We start from the raw sequence: 18,932 nt of genomic DNA on the forward strand, positions 1-18,932 counted from the left end.
GTGGCATCAAAAGGTTGGACGATATGACGACGGTTTCGGTTACACATGTATTGATCGTTGATGACGATCCGGAAATACGCACATTGCTGGCGAAATATCTCGGCTCGCAGGGATTTCGCGTCTCTATGGCCGCCGACAGGCGCGAATTCGAGGAAAAGATCGCAAGCTCCGATCCCGATCTCATCGTGCTCGACGTGATGTTGCCGGATGGCTCGGGCCTCGATATCTGCCGCGACCTGCAGGGACGCCGGCCGCGCACGCCGGTCATTCTTTTGACCGCGCTCAAGGAAGATGTGGACCGGATCGTCGGGCTGGAAATCGGCGCCGACGACTATCTCGGCAAACCCTTCAACCCACGCGAACTGACAGCGCGCATCAAGGCGGTGCTGCGCCGTGCGACACCGCAGGAGGCTCCACGCACCGCATCTCCCGCCTATGGTTTTGCGCAGTTTACCGCAGATCCGGAGCAACGCTCCGTCATCCGTGCCGGCGGCGGGAAGATCGAGCTGACCGGGGCGGAATTCGATCTGCTGAAAGTCTTTCTGGACAGGCCCGGCCGGCTTCTCTCCCGCGACCAGCTTCTGGACCTGACGCAGGGCAAGGACCGGGGACCTTTCGACCGCTCCATCGACGTGCTGATGAGCCGGTTGCGCAAAAAGCTGGACGCCGACACTGACACCCCGATCTTCAAGACGGTGCGCAATGGCGGTTACCAGATGACGGTGCAGGTCAGAACCCTGCCGGTGCAGCGATGAACTCGCTCCGCAACCGCATCGCGGCCCTCCTGATCGCCTCCATCATCGCGGTCATCGCGCTTGCGACCGTGGTGGCCGACCGGACATTGCAACCGCCGCCGCCCGACACCACCATCGAACCCCTGGCGCGCAGCCTCGCCTTTGCCGTGACCATGGCCGAGCGGGATTCCTCCCTGCAGCAGCCGGGTTATTTCCGCATCGAACAGAAACCGCCTGAAGGCGATCCAGATGGCAGGCTTTCCGAATTCCTGGAGAAGGCGATGGCCCGAATTGGAGAGCCGCGCACCCTGATGGTTATCCGAACGCCCGGCAATCCCGCCCCCTTGGCTGTCATCGCGCTTGAAAAGGGCGGATGGCTGGTCGCGGAAATTCCACATATCGGCCCGCCACCCGGCGGCTGGAAGGTCTTCGGTATGTGGATTGGCCTCATCATTCTCGGCAGTGCTGCGGTTTCGATCTTTGCCGCCAGCAAGATCACCCGCCCGCTCGACATGCTGGAAAATGCGGCGGCCAGCATCGGGCCAGACGGTTCGCTGCCACGCCTGCCGGAAACAGGACCGGGCGAAATCCGCGCCACGGCACGGGCGCTGAACGAACTCGCCACGCGCCTGAAGGCGGCGATGGAAAGCCGGATGCGCCTCGTCGCCGCCGCCGGCCATGATCTCAGAACGCCGATGACCCGCATGCGGCTGAGGGCGGAATTCATCGAAAGCGACGAGGAGCGGGCCAAATGGCTGGCGGACCTGGAAGAACTGGACGCTATCGCCGACAGCGCCATCATGCTGGTGCGCGAAGAGGTGAACCAGGATACCGTCCAGACAATCGATATCGGCGCGCTGCTTGGCGAAATCGTCAGGGACCTTTCCGATCTCGGCCATGCCGGTGCGCTTGACTTTACGGCGCCGGAGACGGCCATGACGATCAAGGCTGCGCCGCTCGCGCTCAAAAGGGCCTTGCGCAACCTCGTGCTCAACGCCGTCACCCATGGGAAAAAGGCGCATATCGACCTGACCGAAGATGAAAACGAGATCGTCGTGACGATCCGCGATGAAGGCCCCGGCATTCCGCAGGAGCTGATCGGCCGGGTTTTCGAACCCTTCTTCCGGGTGGATCTCGCGCGGCGCAAGTCGATCCCCGGCGTCGGGCTTGGCCTGGCCATTGCCAAGGAAATCATCGAGCGTTTCGGCGGCACGATCACCATCGCGAACCACAAGAAACAGGGCCTGATCCAGACGGTGATCTTCGCCAGAGCGGCCGCCTGACAAAGGCCGGCACTATGCACCGGCCATAGCGCTTTTATTGACGGCAAAATACATGATAAAATTAGTCATGTTTCTTGCCTTCGGGTGATTTTTCACCTATTGAGCCCGGGATCGCTCAATCCTTCCGACCGGGAACCCGCCGCATGTGGAGCAAGCCCACGTCACGCGCACTCATCGATGATGCCGTACAGCTCTATTATGAGGAACTGTGCAAGGCCATGAACCGGCGTGGGCACACCACCGCCATCTCGCAGGAGATCGTCCACGATCTTTACCTGCGCTTGACCGGTAAACCCCGGCTTCCCGAAAATACCTCGCTCATCCGTGCCTTCCTGATCCGCGCCTGCGCCAATCTCGGCATTGATCGCCTTCGTCGCGAACAATTCGAGCGCAGGCTGTTTTCCGGCAGCATGGAGGAAGCGCTTGCCGCTCCGCAACCCGTCAGCGATGCGGACAGCCTCGCCGACAGGGAGCATCGGCTGAAGGTATTGCGACGCGCCGTGATGAGCATGTCGTTGCAGCGCCGGCAGGTCTTTCTTGCCAGCAGCATCGGAAATCTGAATTCGCTTGAGATCGCCGAGAGAAGCGGCATCAGCAAGAACATGGTCGACCGCCATCTTCGCAAAGCCTATCTCCATTGCCTGGAATGCCTGGAGGAAACGCTGTGACCGGGCTTGCAAAAAACGCCTCCATGCTGCGCGAGGAAGCTGTCGACTGGTTTCTGCACAAGCGCGAAAGACCGGACGACGCGGCACTTGCGGCGGATTTCGACGCCTGGCTGGCTGCGGATGAGAAGCATGCAAAGGCCTATGAGCGTGTCCGATGTCTCATGGGCGACGCCGGTGCTCTCCTCGCGGGCGACCGGGCGTTTCTGATGAAGGCGACACGCAAGCGCGGCGGCGGCAAAGGCAAGGCGGCAGCAGCGGCAATTGCCGGCGTCTCGCTGCTGGCCGGCTTTTATCTGGCCGATATGCCCATGCGTCTGCGTGCCGACCATATGTCCGGCACGGCGGAACGGCAGGTCGTCACCACGCCGGACGGTTCGACCATTACCCTGAACGCGCATTCCGCCATCGCGCTGCGTTTCTCCGCAAAGGAGCGGCGCGTCTTGCTGCTGCGCGGGGAAATTTTCGTTGAAGTCGCGCCCGATGCGGCGAGGCCGTTTTCGGTCGAGGCGGCGGGCGGCACGACCACTGCGCTCGGCACCGCCTTCGACGTGGATATGCGCAGCGAGGCAACGAGCGTGACGGTGCTGGAACACAGCGTCTCCGTGGAGACGGGCAAACGAGGCCAGAGCGGCCGGCTGAATGAAAACCAGCGCGTGGATTATGCCTCCGATGGCAAGATGGGCAGCATCGAGACCGTCGATCCCGCCTCCATCGCCGCCTGGCGCAACGGCCGCTTCATCTTCGAGGACAAGCCGCTTGCCGAGGTGGTGGAAACCTTTGAGCGTTATCTCCCCGGCCGCATCGTCGTGACCCGGGAGAGCCTTCGGAAAAAACGGCTGTCGGGCAATTTCGATCTTTCCAATCCGAGCGCCGCTCTCGCCGATCTGGCTGCCGCCCTTGAAATCGGTGCCGTGAGGGCCGGTCCCTATCTGACGGTTCTTTATTGAATGAAATTTTTTTGGTGAGGGTGTCCCTGAAACGAAGGGCCGTTCGTTCGTGGAGCAGAACACTATTTGCTGCCCCGGAGACGTGCCCGCCATGACAAGACCAGAACCGACTTTCCGCCACAGGACCCGCATTTCGCTATTGTCCGTTTTGCTTGCGAGTGCTGCGGTGGCAGCCATTCCCGCATCGGCTCTGGCACAGCAAACGCAGAGGATCGCAATCAATCTGCCCGCCGGCAATATGGCGACCGCGCTCAATCGTCTCGCCAGCCAGTCCGGCCTGCAGATGGTCTATGACGCTTCCGTTGCAAGGGGCCTCAAAAGCGTCCCTGTTTCGGGCACCATGACCCCGGCTGAGGCGCTGGAGCGGCTGCTTTCAGGAACCGGCATCCGTTATCAGTTCATCGGTGAAAAAACCGTCCGGATGGAAATGGCGAGCCGGGCGGCCACAACGGCCGGAAACGGCGACGGGACGCTTCTCGAGCCGATCACGCTGAAGGGTGGACGTGTGTTCAACGGCGATGCGCCTAGCGTTGTCGAGATCGATCAGGCTACCATCGAGGCGGCGCAAGCCACCTCCCTGCCGCAACTTCTCCAGAAAACGCCCGGCGTCAGTTCCAGCGGCGGCGTGCGATTGCAGGGCCAATCCACCGCCATTCGCGGCTTCGCCCGCCAATCCGACGTGCGACTTCTGCTCGACGGCGCCCCGAAGAATTTCGAGCGCTACGATCAGGGCACGGTCTTCATCGATCCGGAACTGCTCAAACGCGTGGAAATCCAGAAAGGCGCGACGTCCGTTCGGTATGGCAATGGTGGTTTCGGCGGCACCGTCATCATGGAAAGCAAGACGGCCTCCGACATGCTGAAACCGGGACAGACCTTCGGCGCCTGGGGCAAGACGAGCTATCAGTCGGCCAACAGGCAGCAGCTCGGATCGGCGGCCATTTACGGCAAATCGGATTTCGGCGGCCCCGTGACCTATGACGGACTTGCCTCGGTGATCTGGCGCAAGAGCGACAATGTGCGCGTCGGCGGCGGGCAGGTCTATGACGCTTCCAACGACAAGATCACCTCCTTTTCCGCCAATGCCGGCGCTGCCTATGACGGCCACGAACTGCGCGCCTCGGTCATCTACGGCAAATCGGCCGATTACGGCCCGCTTGCCGCCAATCGCGGCGATCTGGGTCTCACCGCCTACACCATCAAGACCTATGGTTACGATCTGGCGCGGCTGAGGGCGCTTGCCTGGCGTGACATGGAGGACTTCTCCTCGACGCTGAAATATTCCTATGATGGCGACAGCGATCTCGTGAATTTCAAGGCGATGGCGAGCTTCTCCGCCACCAGCCTCGACATGACCCGCCCGACCATTCCGGGTTTCGTGCCAAGCGGATCGCTGGGCGGCATGCAGGACGATACGAAATATACCGACTTCAAGCTGGAAGCGGAGAACACCTCCAATTTCGAACTGGGCGGATTGTCCCACGTAGCAAATTACGGCGTGCAATATATGCGCCACGACCGGGACTCGTGGATGTACGACATCGCCAACCGCACCAGTGCGCAATATAATTATGGCTACTATGCATCGTGGATCAAACCGGAAGGCACGCAGGAAACCATATCCGCCTTTTTCCGCGACGAAATCAGCCTGACCGACACCTTCAAGGTGACACCCGGCATCAGGTTCGACCATGTCCGCTCCGAGGGCGTTCCAAATGCGGCGCCGCGCTTTAACACTCCGGCGGCCGGGCACGATTATTCCGCCGTTTCCCATAGCGGTGCGACGCCGGCGCTCAGCATGCGCTGGGAAGCGGTTCCGGGCACCACCTTTTTCGCCGACTGGGCTTATGCCATGCGCGCGCCCGTTATCGACGAGCTTTATTCAAGCCAAAGCCTGGCAACCACGGCATCGGGAACGTCGCGCAACCTGAAAGTGGAGCGCAACAACAATTTCAACATCGGCGTCTCGCAGCAATTCGACGAGGTATTCCTGAAAGGCGACAGCCTGACGGCCTCGATCGGCGGCTTTTATAACAATGTTACCAATCCCATCACGCGCCGCTTCGGCACCGCCAACCTTGCCGGCGTCAAGAACGTGCCGTTTTACTGGAATACGCCTTCCTACAAGATTTACGGCCTCGACGTTTCGGCAAGCTACGATTCCGACCACATCTTCGGAAATCTCGGCCTTTCCTGGATGAACGGCTCGCGTAACGGCGCCATCAACAATGTCTATGGTCCAGATACCTATGCGAACGATCTTTCCCCGTTCACCGCCAATCTCCAGCTGGGTTACAAGCTGCCTGACTGGGATCTGGCGCTGAGCTGGAACGGACAATTTGTCGCCGCGCAGGAAAATACGCCCGCCAACCAGGGCGGCGCCACCTATGCCCGACCCGAAAGCCCCGGCTACGCCGTCCACGGCATTGCCGTCGACTGGACGCCGAAGGAAGGCTTGATGGCCGGGCTGGAAGTGCACGCCTCGGTCGACAACCTGTTCGACAAATATTACTTCCCCTATCTCAGCGACCGCATTGCCGCCATGCCGGGGCGCAATTTCAAGCTGTCGATCAGCCGCAAGTTCTGAGCGGAAGATGACTGAGCCAACGGGGGGCGGAGCTTTCCGCCCCGAACATCGATAAAGGGCATCCGAACCTGCCCTCACTCTCCGTCATCCTCGGGCTTGACCCGAGGATCCATTGATCGATCGACCGTAGATCCTCGGGTCAAGCCCGAGGATGACGTCGAGAGTGACGAGGGCTTTGCACTACTCAGTGGAGACCGCTTAGGCCCTCACCCCACTGTCATTTCAGAAGAAGCCCCTCGGCATAGGCCATCATCAGCGGCCCCACACCCTTGGCATCATCGGACACCACCGGCTCGGTCAGATAATACCCCGGCGAGCCATCGCGATAATTGCCCTCGAAGCCGCCGAGGCCCGCGACGTGGACGATGCCGGTAAGGCGGGTGATGCCCTCCTCGTCCACCTTGAGCCGCGTCTCCAGCAGCGCCTCAAGCGTTCGGCGGCCCGCCGAAACGGCGGCATCGGCCTCCTCGCCCTGCAAAAGTCCCAGCCGGGCAGCACGCAGCAGAGCGTAGGCGAACATGGCCGAAGCGGAGGTTTCCTCGTAATTTCCGGCAAGGGTCGAATTGTCGAGCACCTGCATCCAGAGGCCGGCTTCCGTCTGCCGCGCAACAATGCCGGCCAGAAGTAGACGTGCACGCTCGCGAAGCGGTGCTGTCGCGCCGTCATCCGGTAAAATCACCAATGCATCGACCAGCGCCATGGCAAGCCAGCCGACGGCACGCGCCCAGATGGCGGGCGACTGGCCGGTCGAGGGGTCGGCCCAGCGCTGGCTGCGGCTCTCGTCATAACCATGGACGTAAAGCCCGCCGGCATCTGCGGTGAGCGAAAGTGCGGACGAAAACTGCCGCAGCGCATCGTCGATCAGCTCGGTGCGACCCGTCGCCTGCGCATATTCGATCTGGAAGGGCAGCCCCATATAAAGCCCGTCCAGCCAGACCTGATGCGGATAACGCTGTTTGTGCCAATAATTGCCGGCGGCAATGCGCGGATGGGTGCGGAGCTGGCCCGCCAGATGATCCGCCGCGGCAAGGTAACGCGCGTCACCCGTTTCCACGGCCAGGGGAAAGAGAATGCGGCCGGCCAGAATATGATCGATATTATATTCTGCCGGCTTGTAGCCGGCGAGCGTTCCATCCGCCGATATCTGGGCGTCGGCCAGCCGATGGAGGTGGTGACGCCAGCGCTCATCGCCACTGGCCTCGAATAAAAGCTGTAGCCCCCGATAGACACATCCATCCTCATAACACCAGCTACCGGCCTTGTAGGGCCTATAGTGAATAGAGAATTGGTCAAAATAATCAGTGGCTTTCATGGATTTTCTCAATAAATTTCTGACAGATGAAATGGGTCTGCCTGCGCCGGACCCCATGCATCATGGCCCCGCCGGAATGGCGAGGCCTGTTTTTGAAGATCCCGTTGCATTCACCGGAAGAGCGACGGCAACCAAAGCGAAAGTGACGGGATATAGGTCACGGCAAGCAGCACCGCGATGCTTGCTCCAAAGAACGGCCAGATCGTCCGCATCGCCTCCCTGATCGATATGCCGCCGACCGCGCAGCCGACGAATAGCACCGTTCCGACTGGCGGGGTATTGAGGCCGATGCCGGCATTGAGGATCATCACCACGCCGAAATGCACCGGGTCGATACCGAAGGCCTTCACCACAGGCAGAAGCACCGGCGTGGAAATGATGACCATGGGCGCCATGTCCATGAAGGTGCCGAGCAGCAGCAGGATGACGTTGATGACCAGCAACACGATGATCGGATTGTCCGAAATCGCGCTGATGGCTGCGATCATCAGGGTCTGCACCTGCAGGAACGCCATCAGCCAGCCGAAGGACGCCGCCGTGCCGATGACCAGGAGAACCATGGCCGTCGTCCGAACCGCGCCCATCACCGCTTCCACGAAACCGCTCCAGTCAAGCTCGCGATAGACCAGCATGGCGACGAGGAAGGCATAGAGAACGGCGATGCAGGAGCTTTCCGTTGCGGTGAAGATGCCCGAACGCACGCCGCCGAAGATGATGCCGATCAGCAGGATGCCGGGGAACGACGCCAGAAGATAATACATCAGCTTGGAAAAGCCGGGGAATGGCTCGGAGGGATAACCCTTGCGCCGCGCAACGATGTAGGCGGTGACCATCAGGGCTGCGGCAAGCAACAGGCCCGGAATGATACCGGCGGTGAAGAGATCGGCCACCGAGACATTACCGCCCGCCGCGATCGAATAAAGGATCATATTGTGCGATGGCGGGATCATCAGCGCGATGATGGCGGCATTGACGGTGACATTGACGGCATAGTCCCTGTCATAACCGCGCTTGGCCATTTGCGGGATCATCAACCCGCCGACGGCGGATGCATCCGCCACAGCCGAACCGGAAATACCGCCGAACAGCGTCGAGGCGACGATATTGACCTGCCCGAGACCACCGCGCAGATGGCCGACAAGACCGGCCGCGAAACGGATGAGGCGATGGGCGATACCGCCGCGCACCATCAGGTCACCGGCGAAGATGAAAAACGGGATCGCCATCATCGCAAACACGTTCATGCCGGAATTCATCTGCTGGAACACCACGATGGGCGGCAGGCCGAGATAAAGCACGGTAACGAAAGAAGCGATGCCAAGGCAGAAGGCGATCGGCGTGCCGATCAGCATCAAAAGGGTGAAGACACCGAAGAGGATGGTGTAAGCCATTTACGCGGCCTCCTGCACGAGAATATCCGCCGCGATCTCCTCGCCGATGGCGAGATCGACAAAACGTTCGGCAGCAAATAGCGCAATGAGGAAACCGCCGCCCACGAGCGGGAAGAAATCCGTGCCGCCCGGCCAGCCGAGAACCGGGACCGTCGCCGTCCATGTTCCGATGGAAAGCGATGTTCCGTACCAGGCCATGCCGACACCGAAGAAAAAGATCAGGGCAAGGCTGGTCAGGTCCATTCCCTTCTGTATGCGCGGCGGCATCATGTAACGCAGAATATCCAGCCCCAGATGCACGCTCTCCCGCACACCGACCGCGGCCCCCAGCATGATGAACCACGACATGAGGTGAAGCGACAGCGGTTCCGACCAGCTGGGTGAATCATTCAGGATATAACGGGCAAAGACCTGCCAGCCGACGATAAGCGTCATGGCGACCATGCCGATACCGGCAATATAGAGCGACGCATGGCTGAGTGCGCCGAGAAATGGGCGAACCGCCCGCATGAAGTTTCGCATTTGCCTTCCTCCTCCTCCTTCAAACAAGACGGCTGCAAAAGAAAACCGGCCCTGTCGCCAGAGCCGGTTTCCCCTATGTCACTTGACCGCTTTGACCCGTTCCAGAAGGTCCTTCATCTTCGGATCGGTCACGAACTTGTCGTAGACCGGACCCATCGCTGCCGCGAACTCCTCCTTGTTGACCTTGATGACGTTGACGCCACCGGCACGCACCTTTTCTTCCGAGGCCTTTTCGCGGGCGCTCCACAGTTCGCGCATCTTGCCGACGGAATCCTTCGCCGCCTGGCGCACGAGCTTCTGGTCTTCCGGAGACAGCTTGTCCCAGGAGACCTTGGACATCACGAGGATTTCCGGGTTGAGGGAATGTTCCGTCAGCGAATAGTTTTTCGCGACCTCGTAGTGGCGAGCGGATTCGTAGGACGGCCAGTTGTTTTCCGCACCGTCGACGACACCGGTTTCAAGCGAGGAATAGACCTCCCCCATCGGCATCGGCGTCGGGTTGGCGCCAAACGCCTGCATCATCGAAATCCACAGATCCGATTGCTGCACGCGGATTTTCAGGCCCTTGAGGTCCGCCAGTTTTTCGATGGGCTTTTTGGTGGTGTAGAAGGAACGCGCGCCGGAATCATAAAAGGCAAGACCGACAAGGCCGTGCGGTTCGAAGGCCGCGAGAACCTCGTCGCCGATCGGCCCGTCAACGGTATTGTGCATGTGCTCCGTCGAACGGAACAGGAAAGGCAGGCCGAGAACGGTGGTTTCCTTCACCAGATTGTTGAAGGGCGCGGCATTGACGCGGTTCAGGTCGATGACGCCGAAGCGGGTCTGCTCGATGGTGTCTTTCTCACCGCCGAGAACCGAATTGTTCATGACCTGCACCTTGATGCGGCCCTTGGACCGCTCAGACAGGAGCTCGCCCATATATTTCACTGCTTCGACCGTCGGATAACCGTCGGGATGGATGTCTGCCGAACGCAGGGTGATTTCCTGCGCCTTGGCGGAAACGCCCGCGAGCGCGATCCCCATCGCGATGCACATCATGCTTGCAATCTTTTTCATGTCTTCCTCCTCCGTTGTAACAACGGTCCAGCCCCTCCAGGCTATAGGACCGAATTTTCACGCCCATCCGGGCCGGCATGCAAAGACCTTTCACTTGACAAGGACGATGGGACCTCCCTTTCCCAACCATCCCGGATTGACACTATGCCGCCACGAATGGCGGCAGCTTGAACAGGACCTCGGGGTTATCCACCAGCGCGCGCTGGCGCGCCGCCTTATCCGGCAGCCAGCCAAGAACCAGCTCCGCAAGGCGGGCATCGTCCGGATAGGCCGCAGTCTCGCGGATGGAATTATGCGGCCAGTTAGTGCCCCAGATGATGCGCTCCGGCGCATGGGCCGCGACTACGCGCGAAAAGGCGGCAACATCCTCATAGGGCCAGCTCTCACGCGAACTTTCATACACCCCGGCGAATTTGAACCAGAGATTGCCGCGATCGATGAGTTTCAGAAGCGCGGCCATTTCCGGGCCATCGGTTTTAATCCCCCTGAAGAACTTGCCATGGTGGTCGAACACCCAGCGCGAGCGGATTGTCTCAAGGCGCGGCAGATGATCGAGCAGCGTATTGCCGTCGAACTGCACCGCAACCATCCAGTCAGCCGCATGAGCACGCTCGTCCACCGCTTCCAGTTCGGAAAGGTTCACGGCACCGCCCGGCAGATCCATGATGCGCGCGCCGACAGCGCCAGCGGCCGCCAGTTGCTCCATGTCCTTTTCGGTCGTGCCGGCATCGATGATCACCACCGCACGCGCGGCCTCGCCCATCTCGGCAACACAGGCAAGCGTATTGGCATTGTCGCGCTGGTGGGCATTGCCCTGGGTGATGATGACGCGGTCTATGCCAAGCCATTGCATCAGCTGTCGGTACTCGGCAGGCCCCGGAAGCGAGCCCGGCGGCAGGCCTGGCCCGCCCGGCAAGGCGGGATATCCCGGCAGATAGAGATGCATCTGCGTGTCCACGGCACCCTTCGGAAAGGATGGCTTCGGCGGGGTGCCGGTCAGCTGACGTTCAAGGTCGCTCATGCGTCGGGCATCCTGAATTCGGTAAGCGCATCGCGATTGATCTCGATGCCGAGACCGGGACCATTGGGAATGGCGACAACGCCGTTCACCGCCTCGATCGGCTGCTTCAGCACGGCCTGGCGGAAGGGATTGGGCGTGCGGTCGAATTCCATGATCGGCTCGATGGGGTTGACCCGCACCGGGTCAGGTGTCATCGCCGCCATGAATTGCAGGGCGGCGGCAATCTGCACACCGGTGCCCCAGACATGCGGTACGATGCGCACGCCGTGCAGCGTGGCGAGCGTGGCGATCTTCTGCGTTTCGGAAAAACCGCCGCAGCCGCAGAGGTCGGGCTGGAGAATATCTACCGCACCGGCGGAAAGCGCCTGCCACATGCCATAACGCCCATGCCAGGTCTCGCCACCCGCAACCGGAATAGGCTGTCCTGCCCGCACGCGGGCATAGGCATCGAGCTGTTCGGGAACCACCGGCTCCTCGAACCAGTCGATGCCATAGTCAGCCGCACGGTTGCCGAGCGTGATGGCTTCCGTGACGGTATAACCATGATTAGCGTCGATCATTAGCCGCATATCCGGCCCGATCGCGTCGCGCACGGCGGCGATGACGCGAAGATCCTCCTCAATGCCGAAACCGATCTTGATCTTGCAGGCGTGGAAACCGTCTGCCCGACGTTCCGCCATCTCAGCGGCATTGTCGGAGACGCGGTCGACGCCGTCGCGCTTGAAGCTGCCGGTGGCATAGGCGCGGACGCTTTCGCGCCAGCGTCCGCCCAGCAACATCGAGACGGAAGCGCCGTAATGCTTGCCCTTGATATCCCAGAGCGCGATATCGATGCCGGACAAAGCGGTGAGGCTGAGGCCGCGCTGGCCCTGGTCGCGCAGGGCATTATAAAGCACGGCCCAGATCTTTTCGGTCTGGCGCGGGTCCTGGCCGATGAGCCAGCCGGAATAGGCCTGAACCACGGCGGCGTTCGGTCGCGCCGGACCGAGGCATTCGCCCCAGCCGACGGTTCCATCATCGCATTCGATCTCCACCAGAATATGGGCACGCCTATCAAAGCGCATGGAGGCGCTTTCAAACGGCGTATCCAGCCGATGTTCGAGCAGATGCGTGCGCACCGCCGTTATCTTCATCGCTCCCCTCCCGTTTTACCCGGATCAGACCTTGATCAGGCTTTGCGCTTGTGTGTGCCGATCAGGGCATCGAGCATGCCGATTTCCTCATTCGTCAGGTCCTTCAGCGGCGCACGCACCGGGCCCGCATCAAAGCCCTGCAGGCGAACACCGGCCTTGATGGCGGAGACGGCGTAACCCTTGGCGCGGTTGCGGATCGCCATGAACGGATAGAAGAACTCCGTCAGGATGCGTTCGCAGGTGGCGCGCTCGCCGGCACGCAGCGCCGCGTAGAATTCGTTGGCAAGACCCGGCACGAAGTTGAAGACGGCCGAGGAATAGGTGGTGAAGCCGGCGCCGAGATAGGCTTCGGCAAACAGTTCCGCCGTCGGCATGCCGCCGAGATACATCAGGCGATCACCCATCTTGGCGGTGATCTGGCGAACGAGACCAATATCACCGGTGCCATCCTTGAAGCCGACAAGGTTCGGGCATTCATCGCAAAGACGCGCCAGCGTATCCGCCTGGAGCACGGAATTGTCGCGGTTATAAACCATGACGCCGATACCGACCGACTGGCAGACCTTTTTGATATGCGCGTAGAGGCCTTCCTGCGGCGCATCGATGAGGTAGTGCGGCAGAAGCAGGATGCCATCGGCACCGACCTTTTCGACGGAACGGGCGATATCGACCGCAACCTCGGTGCCGTAGCCGCAGCCGGAAACGATTGCCGTTTCACCGGCCACTTCCTTGGCTGCCGAAACGATGGCGGGGATTTCATCCGGCTTCAGCGAGAAGAACTCGCCCGTGCCGCCGGCGGCAAACAGCACCGGCGCCTTGTAACCGGCGAGCCATTCGACATGCGCCCTGTAGCTATCGGCCGCAAAACGGCCCTCGGAATCAAAATGGGTGACCGGGAAGGAGAGCAGGCCGGAGCCGAGCGCCGCCTTGATTTGTTCAGGGTTCATGGACGAAATTCCTCTGCAAGTTCACTGACTGAAAGTCACCTAAACCGCTTGCCGTATATCTGTCAATAAGTCATCATACAAGTTATATGATGAATTTTCGAAACTGGCGCGGATCAACGCGCCAGCCAGCCGCCATCCACATTCAAAATGGCGCCATGCACATAATCCGCCGCCGGCGATGCGAGGAAAACCGCCGCCCCGGCAATATCTTCGGAATGTCCCCAGCGGCCAGCCGGGATACGCTCGAGAATAGCCTTGTTGCGAGCCACATCCGCGCGCAGCGCCTCGGTATTGTTGGTTTCGATGTAACCAGGTGCGATGGCATTCACGTTGATGCCCTTTGCGGCCCACTCATTTGCCAGAAGCTTGGTGAGACCGGCCACGCCGTGTTTCGCCGCCGTGTAGGAGGGCACGCGGATGCCACCCTGAAACGACAGGAGCGAGGCGATATTGACCACCTTGCCGGAGCGGCCTTTCGCCAGCAGCTCTTTCGCGAAAGCCTGCGTGGTGAAAAACAGCGCCTTGAGATTGACGTCCATCACCTCGTCCCAGTCGAGTTCGGAAAACTCCACGGAATCGGCACGGCGGATAATGCCGGCATTGTTGACGAGAATATCCAGACCGGCATCGGCAAAGCTGTCCTTCGCCGCCAAGGGATCGGCAAAGTCGATCGTGAGCGCACTGGCCTTGCCGCCATTCTTCGCAATCAGTTCCAGCGTTTCGTCGGGCGCACGACGGGCGGCGCAGACCACTTCCGCACCGGCCGCGGCAAGGCCGATGGCGATTGCCTGGCCGAGCCCCGTATTGGCGCCCGTCACCAATGCCTTACGCCCTTGAAGCGAAAAGGGATTTTTCATTTCAGATCCCCCGGCTGGATGAAGTCCATGTCGGTATAGTCGACATTGTCTCCCGCCATCGCCCAGATGAAGGTGTAGGAGCCGATGCCGGCGCCGGAGTGGATCGACCAGGGCGGCGAAACCGCACCCTCTTCATTCGAGATGAACAGATGCCGGGTTTCCTGCGGCTCACCCATCAGGTGCAGAACACGGGATTTCTCATCCATGCCGAAATAGAGATAGGCCTCCATGCGGCGATCATGAATGTGGGAAGGAATGGTGTTCCAGACGGAGCCGTCCTCCAGCGTCGTATAACCCAGCACCAGCTGGCAGCTTTCCATGACAAGCGGATGGATGAACTGGTTGATGGTGCGCTTGTTGGAAGTCTCTGTCGCGCCGAGCTTGACCTCCTTGCTATCGGCAAGGCTGACGAGCTTTGCCGGCAGGCTGCGATGGGCCGGGCACGACGTGATGTAGAATCGCCCTGCCCCGTCGAAAGTAACGGCACCGCTGCCCGCACCGAGATAAAGCACATCGCCACGATTGAGCGTGTAGCTCTGCCCGCCGGCGCTGACGGTGCCGGTCTCGCCGATATTGACGATGCCCATTTCGCGCCGATCAAGGAAAGACGGCGTCTTCGTTTCTTCTACCTTGTCCAGCGTCAGCGGTGCGCCATCAGGCACCGCGCCACCCATGACGAAACGGTCGTAATGGGTGTAGATCAGTCTGATTTCACCGGAACGGAACATGTCGCTGGCGAGGAAATGCTTGCGAAGCCCTTCGGTATCGAGCGTTTTAGCAAATTCCGGGTTGACGGCCTGCCTTGTTTCGACGGTCAGCATCAAACTCATCCTTCATGATTGTTGCGCATAGGACATAATATATGTTATCCGCTTTTTGTACGATCTGTATGATAAGGTCAAGAGGTGCTGAGATATCTCGACCACGCCGGAGAGGCTGGATGCGGGTTTTCCGCAGCTTCGTTGATCCGCAGCCCATTCGTTTAGGAGAATTGCAATGAAACGGCTTCTTGTTACCGGTGCGGCAGGCCAGCTCGGCCGCGTCATGCGCAAGCGCCTCGCACCGATGGCCGAGATATTGCGCCTTGCCGATCTTGCGCCGCTCGATCCGGCCGGGCCGAACGAAGAATGCGTGCAATGCGATCTGGCCGACGCCGGAGCCGTCGATGCGATGGTGGCCGATTGTGACGGCATCGTCCATCTTGGCGGCATTTCGGTGGAGCGGCCTTTCGAGCAGATCCTTCAGGGCAATATCATCGGGCTTTATAATCTCTACGAAGCCGCCCGCGCCCACGGCCAGCCGCGCATCGTCTTCGCCAGTTCCAACCACACGATCGGTTATTATTCCCAGACCGAGCGGCTCGGACCGGACGTCCCCTTCCGGCCGGATGGTCTTTACGGCGTTTCCAAATGTTTCGGCGAAAGCCTCGCCCGCATGTATTTCGAAAAATTCGGTCAGGAGACGGCGCTGGTCCGTATCGGCTCCTGCACGGCGGAACCGCAAAACCACCGCATGTTGTCGACATGGTTTTCGCAGGATGATTTCACATCGCTGATCGAGGCGGTTTTCCGCGCGCCGGTGCTTGGCTGCCCGGTCGTCTGGGGCGCGTCTGCAAATGATGCGGGCTGGTGGGACAATTCGCATCTCGGCTGGCTTGGCTGGAAACCGAAGGACAATGCCGAGGCCTTCCGGCAGCACATTGCCGAGACAATGCCGCAACCGGACCCGAACGATGCGGTGGCACGGTTTCAGGGCGGCGTTTTCATCGACAACCCGATCTTCAAGGCGAACTGAAATGCCATGCGAGGCCAACAGGCGCGACAACCGGCCTTTCCTGCGCGTTCAGCGGGATTGCAAGCCGGGCCGCGAATAACGTATCGAGGAATACCGGGCGCAAACCTGCACCCTTTTTTAGAACGGCGATGAAAATGATAAAAGCAACGACCTCCGAACCGGCAGCTCCGCAAGCAAGGACGCTTGTGGTCAAGGTTTCGGAGGAACTGCGCGGCCAGATCGCCAAGGGCCGTTACAAGACGGGCGAGCGCCTGCCTTCCGAAGCGCAGCTGACCCAGGAATTCGGCGTCAGCCGCACCGTGGTGCGCGAGGCGATCGCCTCGCTGCGCTCCGACGGTCTGGTCGAGCCGCGCCAGGGTGCCGGTGTCTTCGTGCTGGAGCCCGCACCTGTCGAGCGGCGGCCCTTCCACAATGTCGATCTTGCCCGGGTCTCGTCACTGATCGAAATGCTGGAATTGCGCACCGCCGTCGAGGGGGATGCCGCCGGTCTTGCAGCTGTTCGCCGCTCCCCGGCACAGGAGGAAAAGATCATCGAAGCTTTCGATGCTTTCCGCGCCAGTGCCGCCAGGGGTGTGCCAACGGCGGAGGCAGATTTCGCCTTCCACCTCGCTGTGGCCGAGGCGACCAACAATCCGCGCTTCAGCGAGTTTCTGCAGGTGCTTGGCCCCACCCTCATTCCGCGCCGCGCCGTTGCTGAGAACGGCACGGAAACCGTGCTTTCGCCCGCCGATCTCAATCGGCTTGTCGGCGAGCATGAAGCAATCCTGATTGCGATACAGGACGGTGACGAAGAGGCGGCCAGAAACGCCATGCGCCATCACCTGAAAAGCAGCCAGACGCGGTATCGCGCCATGCTGCGCGCACCACGCTGAAACTTCCCGCATATCCATATTGCAGACCGAGGAGAACAACATGCAGCAGCTTCCGACATTCCCGACCGTTTCACCCGACGATGGCGTTGAACGCACCGTGCTGTCCGAAGCGCCTGAACTGATGGTTGTTTCGTTCCGCTTCAAGACCGGTGCGGAAGGCAAGCTGCACAGCCACCCGCATGTGCAATCCACCTATGTCGCCAGCGGCAGCTTCCGCTTTTACCGCGACGGCGAGGCTTACGACCTGCAGAAAGGCGACAGTCTTGTCGTTCCCGGCCATATCGAGCACGGCTGCCTGTGTCTGGAAGAGGGCGAGCTGATCGACTGCTTCACCCCGCGCCGCGACGATTTCCTCTGAGGGACGGCAATCAGTCTAGAGACAAATCCCGCAGGGTGCGTGGCAAGCTGTTCATGCACTCTGTCCCTGCCGAGGTGACGAGGAACTGGTCCTCGATCATCAGCGCCCCCAGCCCTTCGCCATAAAACGGCGCTTCAAGCGCCACGACCATGCCGGGAAGAATGATTTCCGGATTGTCATGGGAAAAGAACGGCCATTCCTCGATACCCACGCCACCGCCGACGGAATGGCCGAAATGGCCGCGATAATATTCGCTGAAACCTTGCCTGCGCATCGAGGCCAGCATGGCGGCGTGCACCGAGCCGAATGTATTGCCCGGACGAATCGCTTCGAGCCCGCTGGCAAAGGCTGCCTCCAGCGCCTTGAAAATATCGGCAGCGAGCGGAGAGACCGGCCCCCACGAGAAACTCCGCGCGCCATCCGATGAATAACCGTCGACCAGCGTGCCGACATCGGCCTTGATGAGCGCACCCGGCGTCACAACCGCCGCCATATCCGATAAAGCGGGTCCGACGGATATGTAGTCCCAATGGCCGCTCAGCGAAAACCCGGATTTCATGGCATGGGCCTGCGCGCCGGCCTTCCAGGCAGTGGAAAGCCCGCCGAGCGGCGCGCCAGGCCTGACGGCAGCGGCCATCGCGACCAGCCCGGCCTCCGCCGCTGTCGCCGCGCGCCTCAGAAGCTCGATCTCGCGCTCGGATTTCACGGCGCGCAGACGGCGCAGCACGGCCGATCCGTCAACCCAGTCGACATCGGGCAGCGCCTGACGCAGCGCCAGAAAATCGGCGGCTGGCATGAATTCGAGGTCTGCGCCAATACGCGCCGCCGACAGCCCACGCTCCCGCAGCAGGTCAGCCAGCAGGCCGAAACAGGTGGCGCGGTCGAATGTCTCCGGCCTCGGGCCACCGGAATTGTTGCGGCGATAGGCATCGTCCACCTGCGTGATGGTTTCGGCGCCCGAAAGATCGACCATATCGATCCAGATGCGATGGCAGCGCAGATCGATATCCGGCGCGGCCCTCCTGACAAGCGGGGCGGCATGATCGCTGACGACAGCGGCAAGCCGCGCCCCGGCATCGGCCGGCACAAGCGCAATTGCCGAACCGGCCCTGCCCCACATGGTCGCGACACCGGCATGGGCGCCGACGGCATAACGGAAGGCTTCGGGCTGGAAAAGCACCAGCGCGTCGATGCCCGCTTCCCGCATCAGCTGCTGGGCACGGCTTCGGTCGATATCGCTCATGGGAACCCCGGTGATTGTTTGGCTGCAGGTTTATAAACCTACGCTTTAGCAGTCACCGGGAGAGGAAAGAAGGTGGAAGATGATGTCTCCATCCTGAGATTCGTCAGTTGGAGCGAGCGGATGCCCCTTGTTTCTTCTCCCCGCCGGGGAGAAGTCCGCGGCAGCGGGATGAGGGGGCAAGGGTCGAGATATATGGAGAGCTAGCCC

18 protein-coding genes are annotated in these 18,932 nt (G+C 60.9%); 8 read left to right on the forward strand and 10 right to left on the reverse strand.

The window, feature by feature from the left end; translation table 11 throughout:
• Nucleotides 1–23 precede the first annotated feature (23 nt).
• The 5 genes from AGR13A_RS14795 (at nt 24) to AGR13A_RS14815 (ending at nt 6,219) form a co-directional block, all read left to right on the forward strand.
• The gene (locus tag AGR13A_RS14795; RefSeq protein ID WP_208612405.1) at nt 24–755 is read left to right on the forward strand and encodes a response regulator; all 732 of its coding nucleotides are present in this window, start codon (nt 24–26) and stop codon (nt 753–755) included.
• Nucleotides 752–2,017 (forward strand): ATP-binding protein, encoded by a 1,266-nt coding sequence (locus AGR13A_RS14800; RefSeq protein WP_080837028.1) that lies wholly within the window; start codon nt 752–754, stop codon nt 2,015–2,017. The genes AGR13A_RS14795 and AGR13A_RS14800 overlap by 4 nt, the downstream gene beginning before the upstream one ends.
• A 143-nt stretch (nt 2,018–2,160) precedes the next feature.
• The gene (locus AGR13A_RS14805; protein ID WP_080837030.1) at nt 2,161–2,685 is read left to right on the forward strand and encodes an RNA polymerase sigma factor; all 525 of its coding nucleotides are present in this window, start codon (nt 2,161–2,163) and stop codon (nt 2,683–2,685) included.
• Nucleotides 2,682–3,632, forward strand: a complete 951-nt coding sequence (locus AGR13A_RS14810; protein WP_167377553.1) for a FecR family protein — start codon at nt 2,682–2,684, stop codon at nt 3,630–3,632. The genes AGR13A_RS14805 and AGR13A_RS14810 overlap by 4 nt, the downstream gene beginning before the upstream one ends.
• A gap of 91 nt (nt 3,633–3,723) precedes the next feature.
• Nucleotides 3,724–6,219 (forward strand): TonB-dependent receptor, encoded by a 2,496-nt coding sequence (locus AGR13A_RS14815; protein ID WP_308400245.1) that lies wholly within the window; start codon nt 3,724–3,726, stop codon nt 6,217–6,219.
• 217 nt (nt 6,220–6,436) lie between these two features.
• On the opposite strand, the gene AGR13A_RS14820 is transcribed toward AGR13A_RS14815, so the two are convergent.
• From AGR13A_RS14820 to kduI, 9 genes are all read right to left on the reverse strand, one after another.
• The gene (locus tag AGR13A_RS14820; RefSeq protein WP_080837034.1) at nt 6,437–7,531 is read right to left on the reverse strand and encodes a glycoside hydrolase family 88/105 protein; all 1,095 of its coding nucleotides are present in this window, start codon (nt 7,529–7,531) and stop codon (nt 6,437–6,439) included.
• A 110-nt stretch (nt 7,532–7,641) separates the two neighbouring features.
• Nucleotides 7,642–8,922 carry a TRAP transporter large permease gene (locus AGR13A_RS14825; RefSeq protein ID WP_035225635.1) on the reverse strand — a complete coding sequence of 427 codons (1,281 nt, stop codon included), beginning with the start codon at nt 8,920–8,922 and terminating at the stop codon, nt 7,642–7,644.
• Nucleotides 8,923–9,444 (reverse strand): TRAP transporter small permease, encoded by a 522-nt coding sequence (locus AGR13A_RS14830; RefSeq protein WP_003499857.1) that lies wholly within the window; start codon nt 9,442–9,444, stop codon nt 8,923–8,925. It abuts the gene before it with no gap.
• Between the two features lie 78 nt (nt 9,445–9,522).
• The gene (locus tag AGR13A_RS14835; RefSeq protein WP_035225639.1) at nt 9,523–10,500 is read right to left on the reverse strand and encodes a TRAP transporter substrate-binding protein; all 978 of its coding nucleotides are present in this window, start codon (nt 10,498–10,500) and stop codon (nt 9,523–9,525) included.
• Between the two features lie 142 nt (nt 10,501–10,642).
• Nucleotides 10,643–11,521 carry an amidohydrolase family protein gene (locus AGR13A_RS14840; protein WP_080837035.1) on the reverse strand — a complete coding sequence of 293 codons (879 nt, stop codon included), beginning with the start codon at nt 11,519–11,521 and terminating at the stop codon, nt 10,643–10,645.
• The gene (locus tag AGR13A_RS14845; protein ID WP_080837037.1) at nt 11,518–12,654 is read right to left on the reverse strand and encodes a D-galactarolactone cycloisomerase; all 1,137 of its coding nucleotides are present in this window, start codon (nt 12,652–12,654) and stop codon (nt 11,518–11,520) included. The genes AGR13A_RS14840 and AGR13A_RS14845 overlap by 4 nt, the downstream gene beginning before the upstream one ends.
• Nucleotides 12,655–12,689: 35 nt before the next feature.
• Nucleotides 12,690–13,601, reverse strand: a complete 912-nt coding sequence (gene kdgD, locus AGR13A_RS14850; RefSeq protein WP_080837040.1) for a 5-dehydro-4-deoxyglucarate dehydratase — start codon at nt 13,599–13,601, stop codon at nt 12,690–12,692.
• Nucleotides 13,602–13,714: 113 nt separating this feature from the next.
• Complete coding sequence (kduD, locus tag AGR13A_RS14855; protein ID WP_003499905.1) at nt 13,715–14,458, reverse strand: 2-dehydro-3-deoxy-D-gluconate 5-dehydrogenase KduD; 744 nt, start codon at nt 14,456–14,458, stop codon at nt 13,715–13,717.
• The gene (gene kduI / locus AGR13A_RS14860) at nt 14,455–15,279 is read right to left on the reverse strand and encodes a 5-dehydro-4-deoxy-D-glucuronate isomerase (RefSeq protein WP_080837042.1); all 825 of its coding nucleotides are present in this window, start codon (nt 15,277–15,279) and stop codon (nt 14,455–14,457) included. Before kduI ends, kduD begins: the two co-directional genes overlap by 4 nt.
• Nucleotides 15,280–15,454: 175 nt before the next feature.
• Between kduI and AGR13A_RS14865 the strand changes: the two genes are divergently transcribed.
• The 3 genes from AGR13A_RS14865 (at nt 15,455) to AGR13A_RS14875 (ending at nt 17,482) form a co-directional block, all read left to right on the forward strand.
• A complete protein-coding gene (locus AGR13A_RS14865; protein ID WP_080837043.1) occupies nt 15,455–16,252 on the forward strand; it encodes an NAD-dependent epimerase/dehydratase family protein in 798 nt (265 codons plus the stop codon).
• 134 nt (nt 16,253–16,386) lie between these two features.
• Nucleotides 16,387–17,124 carry a FadR/GntR family transcriptional regulator gene (locus AGR13A_RS14870; protein WP_035225735.1) on the forward strand — a complete coding sequence of 246 codons (738 nt, stop codon included), beginning with the start codon at nt 16,387–16,389 and terminating at the stop codon, nt 17,122–17,124.
• 40 nt (nt 17,125–17,164) lie between these two features.
• Nucleotides 17,165–17,482 (forward strand): cupin domain-containing protein, encoded by a 318-nt coding sequence (locus tag AGR13A_RS14875; protein WP_003499912.1) that lies wholly within the window; start codon nt 17,165–17,167, stop codon nt 17,480–17,482.
• 10 nt (nt 17,483–17,492) lie between these two features.
• Here AGR13A_RS14875 and AGR13A_RS14880 read toward each other — a convergent pair whose 3' ends face one another.
• Complete coding sequence (locus tag AGR13A_RS14880; protein WP_080837045.1) at nt 17,493–18,725, reverse strand: M24 family metallopeptidase; 1,233 nt, start codon at nt 18,723–18,725, stop codon at nt 17,493–17,495.
• Between the last annotated feature and the right edge of the window lie 207 nt (nt 18,726–18,932).

The organism is Agrobacterium genomosp. 13 str. CFBP 6927, from assembly GCA_900012615.1.
Lineage (GTDB): Bacteria > Pseudomonadota > Alphaproteobacteria > Rhizobiales > Rhizobiaceae > Agrobacterium.

Coding starts and splice junctions, on each gene's coding strand:
- AGR13A_RS14840 (WP_080837035.1), bottom strand. CDS start 11,521: ATGAGCGACCTTGAACGTCAGCTGACCGGCACCCCGCCGAAGCCATCC.
- AGR13A_RS14825 (WP_035225635.1), bottom strand. CDS start 8,922: ATGGCTTACACCATCCTCTTCGGTGTCTTCACCCTTTTGATGCTGATC.
- AGR13A_RS14835 (WP_035225639.1), bottom strand. CDS start 10,500: ATGAAAAAGATTGCAAGCATGATGTGCATCGCGATGGGGATCGCGCTC.
- AGR13A_RS14805 (WP_080837030.1), top strand. CDS start 2,161: ATGTGGAGCAAGCCCACGTCACGCGCACTCATCGATGATGCCGTACAG.
- AGR13A_RS14800 (WP_080837028.1), top strand. CDS start 752: ATGAACTCGCTCCGCAACCGCATCGCGGCCCTCCTGATCGCCTCCATC.
- AGR13A_RS14875 (WP_003499912.1), top strand. CDS start 17,165: ATGCAGCAGCTTCCGACATTCCCGACCGTTTCACCCGACGATGGCGTT.
- AGR13A_RS14845 (WP_080837037.1), bottom strand. CDS start 12,654: ATGAAGATAACGGCGGTGCGCACGCATCTGCTCGAACATCGGCTGGAT.
- AGR13A_RS14795 (WP_208612405.1), top strand. CDS start 24: ATGACGACGGTTTCGGTTACACATGTATTGATCGTTGATGACGATCCG.
- AGR13A_RS14865 (WP_080837043.1), top strand. CDS start 15,455: ATGAAACGGCTTCTTGTTACCGGTGCGGCAGGCCAGCTCGGCCGCGTC.
- AGR13A_RS14880 (WP_080837045.1), bottom strand. CDS start 18,725: ATGAGCGATATCGACCGAAGCCGTGCCCAGCAGCTGATGCGGGAAGCG.
- AGR13A_RS14820 (WP_080837034.1), bottom strand. CDS start 7,531: ATGAAAGCCACTGATTATTTTGACCAATTCTCTATTCACTATAGGCCC.
- AGR13A_RS14815 (WP_308400245.1), top strand. CDS start 3,724: ATGACAAGACCAGAACCGACTTTCCGCCACAGGACCCGCATTTCGCTA.
- kduD (WP_003499905.1), bottom strand. CDS start 14,458: ATGAAAAATCCCTTTTCGCTTCAAGGGCGTAAGGCATTGGTGACGGGC.
- kduI (WP_080837042.1), bottom strand. CDS start 15,279: ATGCTGACCGTCGAAACAAGGCAGGCCGTCAACCCGGAATTTGCTAAA.
- AGR13A_RS14870 (WP_035225735.1), top strand. CDS start 16,387: ATGATAAAAGCAACGACCTCCGAACCGGCAGCTCCGCAAGCAAGGACG.
- kdgD (WP_080837040.1), bottom strand. CDS start 13,601: ATGAACCCTGAACAAATCAAGGCGGCGCTCGGCTCCGGCCTGCTCTCC.
- AGR13A_RS14830 (WP_003499857.1), bottom strand. CDS start 9,444: ATGCGAAACTTCATGCGGGCGGTTCGCCCATTTCTCGGCGCACTCAGC.